Below are 19,891 nucleotides of genomic sequence, written 5' to 3' on the forward strand. Positions count from 1 at the left end.
GGGCACGAGACACCTTCTCGGGAGCTTTTGCTCAGTTAAGATGTTAGAACGTTCTCTGCGCGTCATTTTACGCGCGGCGCTGTAGATCAAAAGTGAGGAGCCTGAACCGCTTGAACGGACACGAAATGATTTCATCCTCATCGCGCCATTCGAACACAACCGCGACAGACGCCAATCACTTCGTGCTCACATTTGAGAACAACCGGTTCGCCAGCGAGCTCTTCGGCCAGTTCGACCAGAATTTGAAGCTGCTCGAGGAACGGCTGCGCGTCGATGCCAGGCCGCGCGGCAATTCCGTTGCCATCTCCGGCGATCTCGTGGCGACCAACCAGGCGCGGCGCGCGCTCGACTATCTCTACGGAAGGCTGCAAAGTGGGGCCTCGATCGATACGTCCGACGTCGAAGGCGCGATCCGCATGGCGGTCGCGGCCGACGACCAGCTGCAGTTGCCGACCATGGAGCGCAAGGCCAAGTTGACGATGGCGCAGATTTCAACGCGCAAGAAGACGATCGCTGCGCGCACGCCGATGCAGGACTCCTATATCCGTGCGCTGGAGCGGGCCGAACTCGTCTTCGGCGTCGGCCCGGCCGGCACCGGCAAGACCTATCTCGCCGTCGCCCATGCGGCCCAGCTTCTGGAGCGCGGCGCGGTCGATCGTATCATCCTGTCGCGGCCGGCGGTCGAGGCGGGCGAGCGGCTCGGCTTCCTGCCCGGCGACATGAAGGAAAAGGTCGATCCCTATCTGCGGCCGCTCTACGACGCGCTCTACGACATGATGCCGGGCGACAAGGTCGAACGGGCGATTACGGCGGGCGTCATCGAGATTGCGCCGCTGGCCTTCATGCGCGGCCGCACGCTCGCCAATGCCGCCGTCATTCTCGACGAGGCGCAGAACACGACCTCGATGCAGATGAAGATGTTCCTGACCCGCCTCGGAGAAAACGGCCGGATGATCGTCACCGGCGACCCGAGCCAGGTCGACCTGCCGCGCGGCGTGAAATCCGGTCTCGTCGAGGCGCTGCAAATCCTCAAGGGGGTGGAAGGTGTGTCGGTTATCCGCTTCAAGGATGCCGATGTGGTGCGCCATCCCATGGTGGCGCGGATCGTCAGGGCCTATGAAAGCCATACGGCCGTTCACGATGAAAGCGAACAGAGCGACCGCTGAGGCGATCGCCAGCGGTCATGATGGCTTTGGATATTCAGATCAGCGTCGAGCAGGGAAACTGGCCGTCGGAGGACGAGCTGCACGTCCTTTCCACGCGCATTCTCGGTGCGGCTGCGGATTTTCTCGCCGCGGAAGAGAAGCAGCCGTTTCCGGACGAGCCGCCGGAACTGTCGCTGGTCTTTACCGACGACACGTCGATGAGGACGATCAACGCCGAATGGCGCAACCAGGACAAGCCGACCAATGTGCTGTCCTTTCCGGCCTTCCCGGTGACGCCCGGAAAGATGCCGGGGCCGATGCTCGGCGACATCATCGTCGCCTATGAGACGCTGAAGCGTGAAGCGGATGAACTGGAGAAGCCGTTCGAGGAGCATCTGATGCATCTTCTCGTGCATGGATTCCTCCATCTTTTCGGCTATGATCATATCGAAGACGACGAAGCGGAAAGAATGGAGGGGTTGGAGACTCGCATTTTGGCGCGTCTTGGCCTATCTGATCCCTACGGGGACCGAGCCCCGGATTGACAGTTTGGAACAATGAGCGACTTCAAGACACAGCCGGCAACGGTTGCCAGCGAGGAGGCCGACGCCTCCGGCGATGCCGACGCGGGCAGTAGTAGTACCACCGCCCGAGCAGAGGGCAACAAACCCATCTCATCCTTCTGGAGCCGTGCGGCCCGCCTGTGGCGCGGTGCGGGTGCGTCGAGTCTGCGCGAGGATCTCGCCGACGCGCTGATGACGGATGCTGACAGCAACACCGCGTTTTCGCCCGAGGAGCGGGCGATGCTCAACAACATCCTCCGCTTCCGCGAGGTTCGCGTCGAGGATGTGATGGTGCCGCGTGCCGACATCGAGGCGGTGGATCAGAGCATTACGCTCGGCGAACTCATGGTTCTCTTCGAAGAATCCGGGCGCTCGCGCATGCCGGTCTACAGCGAAGGCCTGGACGACCCGCGCGGCATGGTCCATATCCGTGACCTTCTGGCCTACGTGACCCGGCAGGCCCGCAACCGCCGCCGCAACGGCAAGGCACCAAACCCGGCCGCCGTCGCGGAGAAGACGCCGCGTCAGCCGAAGCCGGGTTTCGATCTCTCGCGCGTCGACTTGAACAAGACGGTCGAGGAAGCGGGCATCATTCGTCAGGTCCTCTTCGTGCCCCCTTCGATGTTGGCCTCAGACCTCATGCAGCGCATGCAGGCCGCCCGCATTCAGATGGCGCTCGTCATCGACGAGTACGGCGGCACCGACGGCCTCGTCTCGTTCGAGGACATCGTCGAGATGGTGGTCGGCGACATCGAGGACGAGCATGACGACGACGAGGTGATGTTCGCCCGCTCGTCGGATGACGTTTTCGTGGCGGACGCGCGCGTCGAGCTCGAGGAGATCGCCGAGGCGATCGGTCCGGATTTCGACGTGCGTGAGCAGCTCGAGGACGTCGACACGCTCGGCGGCCTGGTTTTCGCATCCCTCGGCCGCATTCCGGTTCGCGGTGAGGTTGTGCAGGCCATTCCCGGTTTCGAGTTCCAGATTCTCGACGCCGATCCGCGTCGCGTCAAGCGCGTGCGCATCATGCGCAAGCGGCCGCCGGCGCGCCGGCGGATGGTCAAGCCCGAAACTTTGCCCGATGCGCTGCCGGCAAATGGTGGGGCTCAGGCAAACGTCCCGCCGCCGACCTCGGCGGAGTGATCGCGGCGTCGCCGGGCGCCTCCGTCCATCTGCTGCAGCCTCAGGGATTGACGCTTTCGTTGGTCGGCCTGACCGTCTCCGGCGCTTCCTGTGGATGCCGGTCGATCTCGCTGCGCAGCGAAGTCAGGTCGATGAAGTGGTCGGCCTTGCGGCGCAGCTCGTCGGCGATCATCGGCGGCTGGGTTGAAAGCGTCGACACGACGGTGACCTTCCGCCCGTTGCGCTGCAGCGCTGCCACAAGCGTGGTGAAATTGCCGTCTCCGGAGAAGAGGACGTAATGGTCGACGACATGACGCTGCTCCAGCGCATCGATCGCGAGTTCGACATCCATGCTGCCCTTGATCTTGCGCCGGCCCAGGGCGTCGGTGAACTCCTTGGCGGGTTTGGTCACGACCGTGTAGCCGTTGTAGTCCAGCCAATCGATCAGAGGCCGGATTGAGGAAAATTCGAGATCTTCGATGAGCGCCGTGTAGTAGTAGGCGCGCAGGAGATAGCCGCGTTTCTGGAATGCACTCAATAACTTACGGTAATCGATGTCGAAGCCCAGGCTCTTCGATGTCGCGTAGAGATTGGCGCCGTCGATGAAAAGCGCGATCTTCTCGCGGGAATCGAACATGGTGACCCCTTTTTTTGTCCGAGATGCTGTTTTGGATCGCCTGCACTAAACGCGTCGCCGGGTGTGGTGCCGAAATCAGACTAACGGCATCGCACCAGCGAGGGAACAACCTGTAGTGGCCGAGACCGGAATTTCGGCAACTGTGGTTAATCCAACTCGATCATATCGCAACCGGTCGGCGAGGTCATCTGGCTGATTGCGCCCCCTTCATGTCGCCATGATCGCAGGCAATCGATACTGACTTCGCTATCGGGAAACAGCACAAGCTACTGACTGCCGCGGCCACGGGACAAGCAGGCGGTTTTCTGGGAAGCTGCCGGCAATGATTCGACCGATCTTACGCGTCCGGCCCGCCCAGCCCGCGCGACTTGGAGGCTGCATGGAAAGACTGGCAGGCAAGATCATATTGCTCTCGGGAGCGTCTCGCGCATTCGTCGGCTTTCTCGCCGGACTTCTGGCGATGTTCGCCCAGCCGCCTTTCGGCATTTTTGCCGCGGCCTTCATTTCCTTCCCGATGCTTGTCTGGCTGATCGACGGGGTCGCCACCCATCCGGACGACGGTGTCGTTCGGCGGCTCCTGCCGGCCGCTTCGATCGGCTGGAGTTTCGGCTTCGGCTATTTCCTCGGCGGTCTCTGGTGGCTCGGCAACGCCTTCCTGGTCGAAGCGGAACTGTTTGCCTGGGCGATTCCGCTGGCAGTTGTCGGTCTTCCCGCCGTCCTCGCCTTGTTCTATGCGCTTGCAGTGCTCATTGCCCGTTGCCTATGGTCCGATGGTGTCGGTCGCATTGCTGCTCTTGCCGTCGGCTTCGGTGTCGCCGAATGGCTGCGCAGCTTTCTGTTCACCGGTTTTCCCTGGAACGCGGTGGGCTATGCCGCGATGCCGATGCCGCTGATGATGCAGTCGGCGAGCGTTGTGAACGTGGCGACGATCAACATGCTGGCGGTTTTCGTTTTTGCCGCCCCGGCCCTCGTCGGTACCGGCAAGGGCGCCCGGATCGGCCTAGCCGTCGCTGCCGCGCTCTTCGCCGCGCATATCGGCTACGGCTATTACAGGCTTTCCCTGCCGGCGCCTGAGCCGCTGACGCCGGAGCGCACCGTTCGCCTCGTCCAGCCGGTGATCGACCAGGCGAAGAAGATGGATGATCGCGAGCGCGCGGCGATCTTCAAGACGCATCTGGCCCTCACGGCCGCGCCTCCACAGGAGGGCGGCAAGCGGCCGGATATCATCGTCTGGCCGGAAACCTCGATTCCTTTCATCCTGACGGACAATCCCGACGCGCTGACCGAGATCGCGGAGGTTCTCCAGGAGGGGCAGGTTCTCTTGGCCGGCGCCGTGCGCACTGAGGATGCGGGGGCGGGCCTGCCGCCGCGCTACTATAATTCGATCTACGTCATCGACGACCGCGGCCAGATCGTCGGCGCAGCGGACAAGGTCCATCTCGTTCCCTTCGGCGAGTATGTGCCCTTCGAGGACGTTCTCAATTCGTGGGGGTTGAATTCGCTCGCCGTTGCGATGCCCGGCGGCTTTTCGGCGGCGTCGAACCGTTCGGTCCTGACCCTGCCCGGCGGTAGGACATTGTATCCGCTGATCTGTTACGAAGCGATTTTCGCCGACGAGATCGACGGCAATGCGCCCGTGTCCGACGCGCTCCTGAACGTCACCAATGACGCCTGGTTCGGCGACACGCCCGGCCCGCGCCAGCATATTCATCAGGCGCGACTGCGCGCCGTCGAGACCGGCACGCCGATGATTCGCGCCGCCAACACCGGTATATCAGCAATTGTTGATGCACGTGGTGTTTTAGTGGTAGGATTGGGATACAATTACAAGGGAGTGACGGACGCAATTCTGCCGGGCAAGATGCCCACCCCGACCGACAGTATGACGCGTGGCAGGATCTTCTGGTTCACGGCAGCGTTTCTATTGTTGGTTGCGGCGATATCGCGTAGAAGTTTAAATTTTCGGACGAATTGACCTAAAACCCCTAAAATTGCATAGTGATTTTTACCATCAACCTCTGCCTGCCACTGGAGCCCTGCTTTCGCTGGCAGGCTGTCGTCAATCGCTACGGCAATGACTGGTTGTGGCTTATCGAAACAGCGTGTTCAGGAACGCGACTATGATTGAAAACAAGAAGAAGCCGAACCCGATCGACATTCATGTCGGTAGCAGGATTCGCCTTCGCCGAACGATGCTTGGCATGAGCCAGGAGAAGCTCGGCGAGAGTCTGGGGATCACATTCCAGCAGATCCAGAAATACGAGAAGGGGACGAACCGGGTTGGGGCGAGCCGGTTGCAGAACATATCCTCCATCCTCAACGTCCCAGTCTCGTTCTTTTTCGAGGATGCTCCGGGCGCTGACGGCGCCGGGTCCGGAATGGCGGAACCATCAAGCTCGAATTATGTGGTGGACTTCCTGTCCTCTTCCGAAGGCCTGCAGCTCAACCGGGCATTCGTGAAGATTTCCGACCCGAAGGTCCGGCGCAAGCTGGTGGATCTTGTGAAGGCGCTGGCGGCGGAGGCCGAAAGCGAATAGCGGAGATTTCCGACCCATACGAAAAAAGCGGCGGAGTGCCGCTTTTTTCGTATGGGGTGGCCGCTCCAGAAATAACTTTTGCTCCTCTGCGCGGGTTCGAGCAATGCCGTTCCATCCGGTGCGGCGATGCTGATATAAAGATATATTTATGTCCTTGTGCGCTTGTTTTTCGGTGGCAAAACCACTAAACACTGGGCCACTTCTTTCATTGAGGGGACTTCCCGCATGCGCGCAAATTACCTGTTCACAAGCGAATCCGTTGCCGAAGGTCATCCGGACAAAGTGTGTGACCGCATTTCCGATGAGATCGTCGATCTGGTCTACCGCGAAGCGGCCAAATCCGGCGTCGACCCATGGACCGTGCGCATTGCCTGTGAAACGCTGGCGACGACCAACCGCGTCGTCATCGCCGGTGAAGTCCGCCTGCCGCCGAGCCTTCTGAAGAAGGACAAGAACGGCAACGACGTCATCAATCCCTCGAAGTTCAAGGCCGCCGCCCGCAAGGCGATCCGCGACATCGGCTACGAACAGGATGGCTTCCACTGGAAGACGGCGAAGATCGACGTGCTCCTGCACTTCCAATCCGCGCATATTGCGCAGGGCGTGGACAACGCCGCTGACAAGCAGGGCGAGGAAGGGGCCGGCGACCAGGGCATCATGTTCGGCTATGCCTGCCGCGAGACCGCCGAGCTCATGCCGGCGCCGCTCTACTATTCGCATCGTATCCTGCATCTGCTCGCCGCGGCCCGCAAGAAGGGCGAGGGCGATGTCGCTAGGCTCGGCCCGGACGCCAAGAGCCAGGTGACGGTACGCTATGTCGACGGCAAGCCGAGCGAGGTCGTCTCCATCGTCCTTTCGACCCAGCATCTCGACGACAGCTGGGATTCCGCCAAAGTCCGCAAGGTCGTGGAGCCCTATATCCTGGAGGCCCTGGGCGACCTGAAGATCGCCGACGACTGCACCTGGTACATCAACCCGACCGGCAAGTTCGTCATCGGCGGACCGGACGGCGACGCGGGCCTGACCGGCCGCAAGATCATCGTCGACACCTATGGCGGCGCCGCACCGCACGGCGGCGGTGCCTTCTCCGGCAAGGACACCACCAAGGTCGACCGCTCGGCCGCCTATGCCGCCCGCTACCTGGCGAAGAACGTCGTGGCGGCCGGCCTTGCCGAACGCTGCACGATCCAGCTCTCCTACGCGATCGGCGTCGCCCAGCCGCTGTCGATCTATGTCGATCTGCACGGCACCGGCAAGGTCTCTGAGGACCAGGTCGAGAAGGCCATCCGCAAGACGATGGATCTCTCGCCGACCGGCATTCGCCGCCACCTCGACCTCAACAAGCCGATCTATGCCAAGACTTCCGCCTATGGCCATTTCGGCCGCAAGGCTGGCCGCGACGGTTCCTTCTCCTGGGAGAAGCTCGATCTCGTCAAGCCGCTGAAGGAGGCGATCTCGCTCGACTCGACGGCAATCAACAGCCGCGCCGCTTAAGTCTGTTCGCGGGGTGGCGATAGCCTCCCGCGCCGACAACAGCGCCACGGCGTTGGTCGGGCTCATGTACACACACGCAGATTTGGGGGCGGATGCTCGGAAGGAGCCTCCGCCCCTTTTGTTCGTGCGGGAAGGTGTGAACGTTGCGAGCCCGTGTCTGGACATACTGAAGTCGATCATGTTTGTGATCTTCGATCGAATGAGACCATCCCGATCAAAGGAAGAACGATATGACCGAACCGCGCCGCGCCAGAGCAACGGAGGCCTTTTTCGGCCGCCGCAAGGGTAAGCCGTTGCGGGAACGCCAAGCCGCGCAGATCGAGAACCTGCTGCCGGCCCTGAGGCTCGATCTCAAGGAGCCGGCGCCGGATGAACTGCCGGCGCTTTTCCCTGCTGCCGTGACGCGAATCCGTCTGGAAATCGGCTTCGGCGGTGGCGAACATCTCATTCATCGGGCGGCGGAGGACCCGTCCACGGGCTTCATCGGCGTGGAGCCCTTCGTCAATTCCATGGCAAAGCTGCTTGGGCAGATCGAAGCCAGAGAGATTGACAATGTCCGGCTTCATGACGACGATGCGACGCAGGTGCTCGATTGGCTGCCCCTGGCCTCCGTCGATCAGATCGATCTGCTCTATCCCGATCCCTGGCCGAAACGGAAGCATTGGAAACGGCGTTTCGTCTCGAAGGTCAATCTCGACCGCTTCGCGCGCGTCCTGAAGCCCGGCGGCCGCTTCTGTTTCGCCTCCGATATCGACAGCTATGTCAATTGGACGCTCATCCATTGCCGCGACCATGCGGCCTTCGAGTGGACAGCCGAAACATCGGCCGACTGGCTGACCCCCTTCGCCGGCTGGCCGAGCACGCGCTACGAAGCCAAGGCCCGCCGGGAAGGGCGCAGTTCCGCCTATCTGACGTTCCGTCGCGCTTACTGCATGTATCCTTAAATCGCATTCGATTTAAGGATACATGCAGTAATTCAAAGTGCTACAGCGTCCTTTGTGCGTCTGAATAGACGCACGGCGCTGTAGGGGTAAACCCTCTCCTCGCGACGCGGAGAGGGGATTGGAAGGCTCTGAGCCTTGCCGCGGGTCACCTTCGTCCAGCCGGCGGGGAGAAGTGGCCGGCAGGCGGAATGAGGGCGGGCCGGATGACAACCCCGCGCGGGAATCAATGCAGACTGACGGTGCGAAGGTCGTCCTCGGCGGCCTTGAAGAAGGTGCTCGAGCGGTTGTCGGTCAAGAGAATCGGCGTGCCGTCCGCCGCGAACAGGGCCCAGAGATCGATTCCCGGTCCCATCTCGGGCGCTTCCGGAAAGCAGCGGGAGACCTCCTCCGATCGCATCTTGCGGATATAGCCGACTTCGCCCGCGCCGAGATGCGCAAGGTCGTGCTTCGACAGCGATGAGGTGATGGCTTTCAGTCCCATGGTGATGCTCCGTGGTCGCCGGCGCGGGAGGAAAATCCCGCCGGTTATCCTATTCTGGGACCGAAATGTTAATTTTCTTTACCATACGGACCGGCTCGGGGCGCACCAGATCGACCGAAAGGAGGCCGTTTCGAAGCTCGGCGCCGAGCACCCGCATACCGTCGGCAAGCACGAAAGTCCGTTGAAATTGTCTGGCGGCGATGCCGCGATGGAGATAATCCTTTTCACCGGTTTCGACCTGACGACCGCGAATGACGAGCTGGTTCTCTTCCGTCGTCACTTCCAGATCCTCATCGGAAAACCCTGCGACGGCGAGCGTGATCCGCAGCCGTTCCGGCGTGCCGGCGGCGCTATCGCCGCGAATGCGCTCGATATTGTAGGGTGGGTATCCGTCGTTCGCCTTGGCGATCCGCTCGAGGGTCTTTTCCATGCTGTCGAAGCCCACCAGCAGCGGGCTCGTAAAAGGCGTAATCCTGCTCATTCCCAAGTCCTTGTGAGCTCAAGCGACCATCTTTCGGACCTGCCAGGCAGCATCCTTGGAAAGCAATATGGTAGCTGTGCGCAACGAGTGCAAGCGGCTTGCCTCGGCCGCGCACGCAAATCATAGTTCGCTGCGAAGGCGCAAATCCGGCGCAGGTGCAGGCTGCTGCATGGTAGTCTCCCTTTGCCGGATCGTTGGCCCACTAGGTCATGGCCTGGTATCCGAGACCATCCGGCTCGCAGGAGGAAGAAAGTGACAAACGCGAGAAAGATCATCATCGACACGGATCCGGGACAGGACGATGCAGCCGCGATCATGCTTGCTTTCGGCAGTCCGGAGGAAATCGACGTGCTCGGCATCACCGCCGTCGCCGGCAACGTGCCGCTGACGTTGACGACGCGCAACGCGCGGATCGTCTGCGAGCTCTGCAACAGAACCGACGTCAAGATCTTTGCCGGCGCCGAGCGGCCCGTCGCGCGCCCGCTGGTGACTGCCGAGCACGTGCACGGCAAGACCGGGCTCGACGGTCCCGAACTCAGCGAGCCGGCGATGCCGCTTCAAGAGCAGCACGCCGTCGATTTCATCATCGAGACGCTGCTTGCCGAAGCGCCGGGCGCGGTGACGCTCTGCACGCTGGGCCCGCTTACCAATATCGCCCTGGCGCTCACCAAGGCGCCGGAGATCGCGCCCCGGGTGCGGGAACTGGTGATGATGGGCGGCGGCTTCTTCGAAGGCGGCAACATCACGCCGGCGGCTGAATTCAACGTCTATGTCGATCCGGAAGCGGCCGAAATCGTCCTCCGTTCCGGCATCCCGATCGTGATGATGCCGCTCGACGTGACGCACCGGGTCCTCACCCACAAGGTCCGGGTCGAAAAGATACGCGCCATCGGCAGCCCGGCAGCGGTCGCACTGGCTGAAATGCTGGAGTTCTTCGAACGCTTCGACATCGAGAAATACGGCACCGACGGCGGCCCCCTACACGACCCGACGGTGATCGCCTATCTGTTGCGGCCGGAGCTCTTCACCGGCCGCGACTGCAATGTCGAGATCGAGACGGCCTCGGCACTGACCACCGGCATGACGGTGGTCGACTGGTGGCAGGTCACCGGCCGCAAGCACAATGCCAAGGTGATGCGCCACATCGACGACGAGGGCTTCTTCGACCTCCTGACCGACCGCCTGGCGCGCCTCTGAAAATGAAAACGGCGCCCCCGCTTGGGCGCCGTTTTCATCTTGTTTGGTTCGATCAGAACTCTTCCCAACTGCCTTGGGCGAGGGCGTTTGCGCCGGAGGTCTGGACGAGAACCCGCTGCGTCGAGCTCGAATAGCCGCGTGCCGCCGGCGTTTCCGCTGCCGGGCGGGGGGCCTCTGCGGTTCGCATCTTGGCGGCGGTGCCGCGCAGCATGTCGGCGGAAGACTTTGTCTGCTCCCGCTGGGCCACGCGGAACCGCGAGACCAGTTCGCTCAGCGACCGGGCCTCTTCGTTCAGCGTCATGCCGGCGGCCGTCGTCTCTTCGACCATCGCCGCATTCTGCTGCGTCACCTGATCCATCTGGTTGACGGCCGAGTTGATCTCCTTGAGGCCGACGGCCTGCTCCGAGGCGGAGCTGGAGATCTGGCGGATAAGGCCGTTGATCTGCACCACCTGATCGGCGATCTTCCTGAGCGCGCCGCCCGTCTTGCCGACGAGATCGACGCCCTCGCGCACCTGTCCCGCCGAGGTGTTGATCAAGGTCTTGATCTCCTTGGCGGCATTGGCAGAGCGTTGGGCAAGCTCGCGGACCTCCTGCGCGACGACCGCGAAACCCTTGCCGGCCTCGCCGGCGCGAGCGGCCTCGACACCCGCATTGAGGGCGAGCAGGTTCGTCTGGAAGGCGATCTCGTCGATGACGCCGATGATGCGACTGACCTCGTGCGAGGACTGCTCGATGCCCTGCATCGCGGCGATCGCCTTCTGGACGACCGCACCGGACTGCTCGGCATCGCTGCTCGCGAGCTCGACCGACTTTGCCGCGATCTTGGCGTTTTCGGCGCTGGCATCGACTTGCGACGTCAGCTGGTCGAGGGCGGCGGCGGTTTCCTCGAGGCTTGCGGCCTGCTGCTCGGTCCGGTGCGAGAGGTCGTTGGCGGCGCTTGAAATCTCGCCGGTGCCGCTGCCGATGTTGAGGACCGAATGATTGACGGTGCGGATCGTCTCTTCGAGGCTCTCGATCGTCGCATTGAAGTCGCGCTTCAGCTGGGCGTACTCGCCCGGGAAATCGTCGGCGATCCGGTAGGCCAGGTCGCCGGAAGCGAGATGCGAGAGGCCCTTGCCGAGGCGCGCGACGATATCGCGTTGCAGCGCGCCGGTCTCGGCCCGCTCGGTTTCCGAGCGGCTGCGCTCCAGTTCGGCCTGTTCGCGCTCGTGACGGGCTTCACCTTCGAGGCGCTTTGCGTCGGCAAGCTGGTGACGGAAGCCTTCGAGCGCCTTGGCGACCGAGCCGGTCTCGTCGGAGCGGTCCTGGCCGGAGATCGGCTTTGCATAGTCGCCATTGCTGAGCGTTTCGACGTCGCGGACGAGCCCGGCGAGCGGCTTCTGAACAAAGCGGCGGACGGCGAGATAGAGGCCGGCGAGCACGGCTGCGAGGACGACGATACCGCCGATGATCATCATATAGGTCTGATCGTTGACCGGCGCATTGATGGCGGTGCGCGGCACGTCGACAAGGATGACCCAGTTGGCATTCACATCTGGCAGTTTGAAGGGATAGACGACGCGGTCGAAGGGCGCGTTTCCGTCATAGATCAGGTTCCTGATCATGCCTGACGCTTTGGACGACAGCGCGTTCTTTATGACGTCTTCACCCTCGCCTTCATAGTCCTTCATCAGGAGATCGGGAATCGGCGCGGCGAGCCACTTGCCATCCTGCGATAGCAGGTAGACGCGACCCGAACCGAACGGCTTGAGCGTTGCGAGCCGGTCGGCAAGCGAGGCGAGCGAGATGTCGACGCCGGAAACGCCGATCATCTTGCCGTCGGACATCACCGGATAGGCCAGCGATGTCATCGTCGTCGGAACGTCGGTGCCTTCAGCCATGTAAGGCTGGGTGATGGCGCCTTTGCCGCTCTTGGCGGCAAGGCTGTACCATTCGGCCGCATAGTCCGCACGGAAGGTCGAGAGCTGTGCCTTGCCGTTGCGATCCTTCGACCAATAGGGCGTGAACGCGCCTTCCGCATTGCCGCCGAGTTCGGTGCTATTGACGACGTCCTTGCCGTCAAAGGCTTTCGGCGCTTCGGCGAACCAGCTGCCGAAGGCGAAGTCGTGCTGGTCGAGATTTGCCTTCAACAGGTTGATGGCGCCGGCACGGTCGGTCGATTTCCCGGCATGCCCGCGGCCGAGCACACCCGACATCGTCCGGGCAGCGGCGGCGAGCTCTCCGACGCTGCCGGCGATATCGGCGGCAATCGCGCGAGCCTCCGTCTTGGCGCCGTCGAAGACTAGCGTCTCGACACGATCCTGGGTCTGCGAGATGAGAACGAAATTCGACGCGAGCAGCACGAGCCCGATTGTCCCGCCCGTGACGGCGATCAGCTTGGTGGCTAGCGATTTGGCATGGAAGTTGAACATGAAATCCTCACGCACGAGAGGTCCGCAGGTTTGTGCCTGCGGCATGACATTCCAAATTATGGGTGAAGCTCCCTCATGGAGCGCGTGATGCCGACCGGCACGAACGAAGCGGCCCGCTGCGCGTGGGCCGCTCGCAATCTGGATAGATCATCAAAGATTAAAATACGGCCAATATCCGGGCCAATTCCTGGCCCTCCAAAGTGGATTCTGCGCGGCAAGCATCGTTGCCGCGCCAAATCCTATCCAGATTGCGAAACGGGCAGAAATTGGCTGTCGCGGGTCAAAGACGCGCGGCGACCTCGGAGTCGAGCGGTATGGACGGCTGCGCTCCCGCTTTCAGGCAGGCGAGCGACCCGGCAACCGCGGCGCGGCGCAGCGCATCGGGGAAGGCGAGGCCCGCGTCGAGGCTCGCCGCGAGATAGCCGCAGAACGTATCGCCGGCCCCGACAGTGTCGACCGGCTCAATGGCCAGCCCCCTGGCGCGATGGATTTCGCCCTGATGGGCGGCGGCAACCCCTTCGGCGCCGAGCGTGACGATGACGGTTTGTCCGGTTTCATCGTGGAGGCCTTTTATCGCCGCTTCCCGTTCGGCGCCGGCGATCCCGCTTCTGCCCGCGAGCAGCTCAAACTCGGTCTCGTTGGCGATCACGATATCGGCCATGCGGCCGAGGCGGGCGGCCTCCGGCGTCAGCGGCGCGATATTAATGATCGAGCGGATGCCGCGGCGTTTTGCCTCTACGAGCGCCTTTTCCATCGAGGCAGCGGGAATTTCGAGCTGCAGCATCAGCGTGTCGCCGGCCGACATCTGCTCGACGGCGGAAACCGCGTCGCCCTCGCTCACCGTGGCATTGGCGCTGGCGACGACGACGATGACGTTCTCGCCATCGCCGCCGACGAGGATATGCGCGGTCCCGGTCGGTGCGCCGACGGTCTTGGTGAGGCCAAGGTCGGTGCCAGCAGCCTTGAGCAGGGCAAGCGCGCCTTCCGCGAAGCTGTCCGAGCCGACGGCGCCGGCCATGCGGACAGAAGCACCGGCGCGACGGGCTGCCAGCGCCTGGTTTGCGCCCTTGCCGCCGGCGGCGGTGGAAAAGCCCGTTCCGGCGACGGTTTCGCCGGGCTTCGGAAGGCGTGCGGTCGTGGCGATCAGGTCCATGTTGATGGACCCAAAGACAGTGATCATGTGAAGGTATCCCGTCGGGTTGCTGATTTTGCCGGAGAGTGCCCGAGCCTGTCAGTCCTCGTCAACCACCCGCAGCTTCAATTGCCCGATGCGGTTGTCGACCGTCCGGTCACCCCTGTCGCCCGCAGCCTTGTCGCCCGTCGCCTTGTCTCCCGCCGCCTTGGCGTCCTGCGCGACCGGCGTGACCGCTTGCAGCTCGAGCGCCTCGATCTTGGCGCCGCGCCGCGTCAGCTTGTCCGAGGAGATCAAGATGTCTTCGACGTCCTTCTGCGTCATGGCGAAGTGCCCCTGCAGCTTTCTGACCCGTTCGTCGAGCCGCGACAAATCCTCCATGAGCCGCACCACCTCGCCCTGGATCAGATGCGCCTGCTCGCGCATGCGGGCATCCTTGAGGATCGCCTGGATCACCTGGATGGAGAGGAGCAGCAGCGACGGCGAGACGATGACGACACGCTGGCGATGGGCCTTCTGCACGATGGCTTCGAAATGCTCGTGGATTTCGGCGAAGATCGATTCGGACGGAACGAAGAGGAAGGCCGTGTCCTGCGTTTCGCCGGCGAGCAGGTATTTGCTGGCGATATCGCGAATGTGCACCTCCATGTCGCGCCGGAAGGACTGCGCCGCCTGCTGGCGCCGCTCGGCACTCGGCGCATCGCGCATGGCGTTCCAGGCTTCGAGCGGGAACTTCGCGTCGATGACGAGCGGCGGCTGGTCGTTCGGCATGCGGATGATGCAATCCGGCCGCGCGCCGTTCGAGAGCGTCGCCTGGAAGGTGAAGGCGCCCATGGGCAGGCCGTCGGCGACGATCGCCTCCATGCGCGACTGGCCGAAGGCGCCGCGTGTCTGCTTGTTGGCAAGAATGCTCTGCAACCCGGCCATGTCTTTCGCGAGCGACTGGATGTTGTTCTGGGCGCTGTCGATGACCGCCAGCCGCTCCTGCAGCCGCCGCAGGTTCTCATGCGTCGCCTTCGTCTGCTCGCTGATCGAGGCGCCGATCCGGTGCGTCATACCGTCGATGCGCTGGCTGAGCGTTTGATTGAGTTCTGTCTGCCGCGTGCCGAACACCTCCGCCATCGCGGCGATGCGTCCCTGCATCTCGGTCTGCGCCGCCAGGAGCGCCGATAGCTGCCGGTCCCGGTCGTCGGCGTCAAGCGCGCGCGCCCTGCGAGCGGATGCAATCGCTAGCAAAACGAACAGGAGAGCGGCAACGGTGACCAGGTGGCCAGCCGTTACGGGAAAGGTGCCGATGAGGAACAACGGCTGGTCGAAGGCAAAGGCATTGGGCTCCATGGCCGCAGCCTAAACAGATTCGCATCCAAAAACCAGATCAAACCAAGAACAAACTGTGGATGCTGTCGCTCGGCAATTTTCTTGCGCCCGCACTGAAAGATCGGCTATGGGAGCAGCATGACGATCAAGCCGCTCATCATTCTTCCCGATCCCGTTCTGCGCCAGGTATCCACGCCGGTAGAGACGATCGACGACGACATTCGCCGCCTTGCCGACGATATGCTCGAGACCATGTATGACGCCCCCGGCATCGGTCTCGCGGCGATCCAGATCGGCGTGCCGAGACGCCTGCTCGTCCTCGACGTCTCGAAAGAGGGCGAAGAGAAGAAGCCTTTGGTTTTCATCAATCCGAAGATCGTCCGGTCCTCCGAGGAGCGCTCGGTCTACGAGGAAGGCTGCCTGTCGATTCCGGACTACTATGCCGAGGTCGAGCGGCCGGCGGCGATCACCGTCGAATTTCGCGACCGCGACGGCAAGGAGCAATCGGTCGAGGCCGACGGTCTGCTCGCCACCTGCCTGCAGCACGAGATCGATCATCTGAACGGCGTTCTGTTCATCGACTATATCTCCAAGCTTAAGCGCGACATGGTGATCCGCAAGTTCACCAAGGCAGCCAAGACACGCGGCGCCAAGGCGATTTGATCGTCGCACACTGCGTCGAGCGACGCTTGAACCGGAGCCGCTGCCCTGTTTCGGGCGACTACTGCATGTCTCCTTAAATCGACTTCGATTTAAGGACAAAGACATGCAGCAATTCAAAGTGCTACAGCGACCTTTGCGCGCCTGATAAGGCGCGCGGCGCTGTAGAGAGACGGAGTTCACCGCCTTGCCGCTTCGCATCATCTTCATGGGCACGCCGGAATTCTCGGTGCCGACGCTCTCCGCCCTCGTCGAGGCCCGCCACGAGATCGCCGCCGTTTATACGCAGCCGCCGCGCCCCGGCGGCCGGCGCGGCCTGGATCTCAAGAAGTCGCCGGTGCATCAGGCGGCCGAACTTCTCGGCGTTCCGGTGTTGACGCCCGTCAACTTCAGGGACGCGGCGGATCGGCAGACCTTTCGCGATTTTGACGCCGATGTCGCGGTCGTCGTCGCCTATGGTCTGCTTTTGCCGGAGGAAATCCTCTCGGGCACCCGCCACGGCTGCTATAACGGTCACGCTTCGCTCCTGCCACGCTGGCGGGGTGCGGCACCGATCCAGCGGGCGATCATGGCCGGCGATCGCGAAACCGGCATGATGGTGATGAAGATGGACAAGGGGCTCGACACGGGCCCCGTCGCCCTCACAAAGACTGTGCCGATCGGCGAGACGATGACGGCCGGCGAACTGCACGACAAGCTGATGCATGTCGGGGCGGCGCTGATGAAGGAAGCGATGGCGAAGCTCGAGGCGGACGAACTGACGCTGACGCCGCAGCCCGAGGAAGGCGTCGTCTACGCCGCCAAGATCGCCAAGGACGAGACGCGCGTCGACTTCACGAGATCGGCGGCCGACGTACACAACCATATCCGCGGTCTGTCGCCTTTTCCGGGCACCTGGTTCGAACTCGAGATCGCCGGACGGATTGAGCGCATCAAGGTGCTGGGCTCGGAGCCTGCGGCAGGGGCCGGCTCGCCCGGCACGGTTCTGGACGATGCCTTGACGATCGCCTGCGGTGAGGGAGCAGTTCGGCCGACGCGCTTGCAGCGGGCGGGCGGCAAGTCGCTTGCCACGCCGGAGTTCCTGCGCGGCACGCCGATCGGCGTCGGCACGAGGATTGCCTGATGCCGCGCTATCGCCTGACCGTCGAATATGACGGGTCCGACTATGTCGGCTGGCAGCGGCAGGAGAACGGCCCCTCCGTCCAGGGGGCAATCGAGAAGGCGGTCCTGTCCTTGACCGGCGAAACCGTCTCGATCCGCGGCGCCGGCCGAACCGATTCCGGCGTTCACGCCATGGGCCAGGTGGCGCATCTCGACCTGACGCGCGAATGGGCGAGCCATACGCTGCGCAATGCGCTCAACGCCCACCTGGCGCTTGCCGCCGAGCGGGTCTCGATCCTCGACGCGGCGGAAGCGCCGCCGGAATTCGACGCGCGCTTCTCGGCCCGCCGCAGGCATTATCTCTATCGCATCATCTCCCGCCGCTCGCCGCTGGCGCTCGAGGCGCGGCGCGCCTGGTGGGTGCCGAAGACGCTCGACCACGAGGCGATGCACACGGCGGCGCAACACCTCGTCGGCCATCACGATTTCACCACGTTTCGGTCGGCCCATTGCCAGGCGACCAGCCCGCTGCGCACCATCGATCGGCTGGACGTGACACGCAGCGGCGAACTGATCGAGATCCGGGCGACGGCGCAGAGCTTCCTGCATAACCAGATCCGCTCCTTCGCCGGCTCGCTGAAGCTTGTCGGCGAGGGCAAGTGGACGCCCGACGACCTCAAGGCGGCACTCGAAGCGCGCGACCGCAAGGCTTGCGGACCCGTCGCCCCGCCGGAAGGTCTTTACTTCATGCAGGTCGATTACTGACCGTCCGGCGCTGATCTCACTCAGCCGGGCATCAACCCGAAGAAGTGCTGAAGATATTGTGCGAGCATCATCGACGGCAGCAGGTAAAGCGCCGTCAGCGCCGAGGCGAGCAGGTTCTGGTTGCCGGTTATCGTGCGCAGCAGCCGGAAGAGCAGGACGACGCCGGCAATAAGGACGATCAGCGAAAAAAGGGCCGTGAGCTGATGGCCTCCTCGAGCGAGAAGGAGGATCGCAGCCGGGATTGCCATGGCATAGGAAAGCGGCACCGAGAGCCAGTTCGTGGTGACGACCACAGGCACGACCAGTGCGCTAAATCCGAGGGGTCGCGAAAGGGCGGCGACCAGCACGATCGGCAGCAGCCAACTGACGAGATCGACGACGAGCAATTTTAGGAAAAAGGCGATGCCGACTGTCGTGCCGCTCGGCATCGCCGAAAGATAGTAGAGCCGCCAGGATGCCCAGGACACGGCCATGGCCGGCAGCGACCAGAGGATCGCCGAGAACGAGCGCCACAGGCCGCCTTCGCTGATGTCCAGCCATTGATAGCCTTCGCGGTTGCCCTGGACCAGCAGCCAGAGCCCCTTGATATAGGCAAGAACCTCATCGATCAGCGGCATGGCCGAACCAGCGGGCGACGAAGGTTTCGTAGATCTCGGTCAAGGTTTCGAGATCGGCGGTGGCGACGCGCTCGTCGACCATGTGCATCGTCTGGCCGACGAGGCCGAATTCGACCACCGGGCAATAGTCCTTGATGAAGCGGGCGTCCGACGTACCGCCGGTGGTGGAGAGCTTCGGCCGCCGCCCGGTCACGGCCTCGACCGCGCCGGAAAGCGAATCGATCAGCGCATTGCTGCGCGTCAAGAAGACGTGGCTCGGCCGCTCGTTCCAGACGATCTCGTATTTGACCGGATCGCGCCCTGGCCGGAGCGCGCCATCGCGCGCGGCGCGATCGAGCCGGGCGACGATCTCCGCCATCAGGCTCTCGGCTGTCCAGCGGTCGTTGAAGCGGATGTTGAAGGCGGCGCTCGCCTTGGCCGGGATGACGTTGACGGCGGCATTGCCGACGTCGATCGTCGTCACCTCCAGATTGGACGGCTGGAAGTTCTCGGTACCGTTGTCGAAGGGCGGATCCATCAGCGCTTGTGTGAGCTGCAGGACGCCGCGCACCGGATTGTCGGCGAGGTGCGGATAGGCCGCGTGGCCTTGCACGCCGCGGACGGTGATCCGGCCGGAAAGCGAACCGCGCCGGCCGATCTTGATCATGTCGCCGAGGCTCTCCGGATTGGTCGGCTCGCCGACGAGGCAGGCGTCCCAGCGCTCGCCTTTTCCAGCAGCCCATTCGAGGAGTTTCACGGTGCCGTTGATCGCCGGGCCTTCCTCGTCGCCGGTGATGAGGAAGGAGATCGAGCCGTTCGGACGGCCATGCTTTTCGATATGGCGGGCGACCGCCGCGACGAAGCAGGCAATGCCGCCCTTCATGTCGACGGCGCCCCGCCCGTACATTTCGCCGCCGGCGATCGCGGCAGAAAAGGGCGGATGGGTCCAGGCGGCTTCGTCGCCGACCGGCACGACGTCCGTATGGCCGGCGAACATCAGATGCGGGCCCTCGGCGCCGAGCCTGGCATAGAGGTTCTCGATATCCGGCGTTCCCGCCGCCCTCGCGACGACCCGATCGACTGTGAAGCCGAGCGGCGCCAGCATCGTTTCGAGAGCCGTCAACGCGCCGCCTTCGGCCGGAGTGACCGAGGGGCAATGGATGAGAGCGGCGAGATTAGAAATCGGATCGGTCGGGAACATCGAGCGGAATGCCTGCGGAGCCGGTGGGCCAAGGAACTGAGATTGCTGGTTTATCCGATCGGTCCTCAACTGTCACGCCCGATGAGACAGGCGCGAGCCGTTGAA

At 63.2% G+C, this 19,891-nt stretch carries 19 protein-coding genes; 11 read left to right on the forward strand and 8 right to left on the reverse strand.

All coding sequences use genetic code 11. The features are described from left to right. The first annotated feature begins 110 nt into the window (after positions 1-110). From CO676_RS01385 to CO676_RS01395, 3 genes are read left to right on the forward strand one after another with little or no spacing between them, the layout of a single operon-like run. Positions 111-1,166, forward strand: coding sequence for a PhoH family protein (locus tag CO676_RS01385; protein WP_014760848.1), 1,056 nt, complete (start codon positions 111-113; stop codon positions 1,164-1,166). 17 nt (positions 1,167-1,183) lie between these two features. Then, a complete protein-coding gene (gene ybeY / locus CO676_RS01390; protein ID WP_014760849.1) occupies positions 1,184-1,690 on the forward strand; it encodes an rRNA maturation RNase YbeY in 507 nt (168 codons plus the stop codon). Positions 1,691-1,702: 12 nt separating this feature from the next. Further along, complete coding sequence (locus CO676_RS01395) at positions 1,703-2,851, forward strand: hemolysin family protein (RefSeq protein ID WP_014760850.1); 1,149 nt, start codon at positions 1,703-1,705, stop codon at positions 2,849-2,851. A gap of 40 nt (positions 2,852-2,891) precedes the next feature. Here the strand turns inward: CO676_RS01395 and CO676_RS01400 are convergent, their stop codons facing one another. Continuing rightward, on the reverse strand, positions 2,892-3,467 hold the full coding sequence (locus CO676_RS01400; RefSeq protein ID WP_097519404.1) for an NYN domain-containing protein: 576 nt from the start codon (positions 3,465-3,467) through the stop codon (positions 2,892-2,894). 379 nt (positions 3,468-3,846) lie between these two features. Between CO676_RS01400 and lnt the strand changes: the two genes are divergently transcribed. From lnt to CO676_RS01420, 4 genes are all read left to right on the forward strand, one after another. Then, positions 3,847-5,442, forward strand: a complete 1,596-nt coding sequence (lnt, locus tag CO676_RS01405) for an apolipoprotein N-acyltransferase (RefSeq protein ID WP_097519405.1) — start codon at positions 3,847-3,849, stop codon at positions 5,440-5,442. A 145-nt stretch (positions 5,443-5,587) separates the two neighbouring features. After that, positions 5,588-6,004, forward strand: a complete 417-nt coding sequence (locus CO676_RS01410) for a helix-turn-helix transcriptional regulator (protein ID WP_014760854.1) — start codon at positions 5,588-5,590, stop codon at positions 6,002-6,004. A gap of 225 nt (positions 6,005-6,229) precedes the next feature. Continuing rightward, positions 6,230-7,498: a methionine adenosyltransferase gene (metK, locus tag CO676_RS01415; protein WP_097519406.1), complete on the forward strand. Its 1,269-nt coding sequence runs from the start codon at positions 6,230-6,232 to the stop codon at positions 7,496-7,498. A 230-nt stretch (positions 7,499-7,728) separates the two neighbouring features. Beyond that, positions 7,729-8,442: a tRNA (guanosine(46)-N(7))-methyltransferase TrmB gene (locus tag CO676_RS01420; RefSeq protein WP_097519407.1), complete on the forward strand. Its 714-nt coding sequence runs from the start codon at positions 7,729-7,731 to the stop codon at positions 8,440-8,442. 223 nt (positions 8,443-8,665) lie between these two features. Here CO676_RS01420 and CO676_RS01425 read toward each other — a convergent pair whose 3' ends face one another. Further along, positions 8,666-8,923, reverse strand: a complete 258-nt coding sequence (locus tag CO676_RS01425; protein WP_014760857.1) for a DUF1150 family protein — start codon at positions 8,921-8,923, stop codon at positions 8,666-8,668. 49 nt (positions 8,924-8,972) lie between these two features. Continuing rightward, positions 8,973-9,404, reverse strand: coding sequence for an Hsp20 family protein (locus CO676_RS01430; protein ID WP_014760858.1), 432 nt, complete (start codon positions 9,402-9,404; stop codon positions 8,973-8,975). A gap of 252 nt (positions 9,405-9,656) precedes the next feature. On the opposite strand from CO676_RS01430, the gene CO676_RS01435 reads away from it, so the two are divergent. Beyond that, the gene (locus tag CO676_RS01435) at positions 9,657-10,601 is read left to right on the forward strand and encodes a nucleoside hydrolase (RefSeq protein WP_097519408.1); all 945 of its coding nucleotides are present in this window, start codon (positions 9,657-9,659) and stop codon (positions 10,599-10,601) included. Between the two features lie 52 nt (positions 10,602-10,653). On the opposite strand, the gene CO676_RS01440 is transcribed toward CO676_RS01435, so the two are convergent. The 3 genes from CO676_RS01440 to CO676_RS01450 all read right to left on the reverse strand — a co-directional run bounded on the left by CO676_RS01440 (position 10,654) and on the right by CO676_RS01450 (position 15,484). Beyond that, the gene (locus CO676_RS01440) at positions 10,654-13,014 is read right to left on the reverse strand and encodes a methyl-accepting chemotaxis protein (RefSeq protein ID WP_097519409.1); all 2,361 of its coding nucleotides are present in this window, start codon (positions 13,012-13,014) and stop codon (positions 10,654-10,656) included. A gap of 280 nt (positions 13,015-13,294) precedes the next feature. Then, positions 13,295-14,194 carry a ribokinase gene (locus CO676_RS01445; protein ID WP_097519410.1) on the reverse strand — a complete coding sequence of 300 codons (900 nt, stop codon included), beginning with the start codon at positions 14,192-14,194 and terminating at the stop codon, positions 13,295-13,297. Positions 14,195-14,245: 51 nt separating this feature from the next. After that, the gene (locus tag CO676_RS01450; protein ID WP_097519411.1) at positions 14,246-15,484 is read right to left on the reverse strand and encodes a DNA recombination protein RmuC; all 1,239 of its coding nucleotides are present in this window, start codon (positions 15,482-15,484) and stop codon (positions 14,246-14,248) included. Between the two features lie 117 nt (positions 15,485-15,601). On the opposite strand from CO676_RS01450, the gene def reads away from it, so the two are divergent. From def to truA, 3 genes are all read left to right on the forward strand, one after another. Continuing rightward, positions 15,602-16,126 (forward strand): peptide deformylase, encoded by a 525-nt coding sequence (gene def / locus CO676_RS01455; protein ID WP_014760863.1) that lies wholly within the window; start codon positions 15,602-15,604, stop codon positions 16,124-16,126. A gap of 184 nt (positions 16,127-16,310) precedes the next feature. After that, positions 16,311-17,246: a methionyl-tRNA formyltransferase gene (gene fmt / locus CO676_RS01460; protein ID WP_097519412.1), complete on the forward strand. Its 936-nt coding sequence runs from the start codon at positions 16,311-16,313 to the stop codon at positions 17,244-17,246. Beyond that, complete coding sequence (truA, locus tag CO676_RS01465; protein ID WP_014760865.1) at positions 17,246-17,989, forward strand: tRNA pseudouridine(38-40) synthase TruA; 744 nt, start codon at positions 17,246-17,248, stop codon at positions 17,987-17,989. Before fmt ends, truA begins: the two co-directional genes overlap by 1 nt. 20 nt (positions 17,990-18,009) lie before the next feature. Here truA and CO676_RS01470 read toward each other — a convergent pair whose 3' ends face one another. Both CO676_RS01470 and dapE read right to left on the reverse strand, forming a co-directional pair. After that, a complete protein-coding gene (locus tag CO676_RS01470; RefSeq protein WP_014760866.1) occupies positions 18,010-18,606 on the reverse strand; it encodes a hypothetical protein in 597 nt (198 codons plus the stop codon). Next, the gene (gene dapE / locus CO676_RS01475) at positions 18,590-19,786 is read right to left on the reverse strand and encodes a succinyl-diaminopimelate desuccinylase (RefSeq protein WP_097519413.1); all 1,197 of its coding nucleotides are present in this window, start codon (positions 19,784-19,786) and stop codon (positions 18,590-18,592) included. Before dapE ends, CO676_RS01470 begins: the two co-directional genes overlap by 17 nt. Between the last annotated feature and the right edge of the window lie 105 nt (positions 19,787-19,891).

Origin of the sequence: Sinorhizobium sp. BJ1, from assembly GCF_002531555.1 — a bacterium.
Taxonomy (GTDB): Bacteria; Pseudomonadota; Alphaproteobacteria; order Rhizobiales; family Rhizobiaceae; genus Sinorhizobium; species Sinorhizobium fredii_B.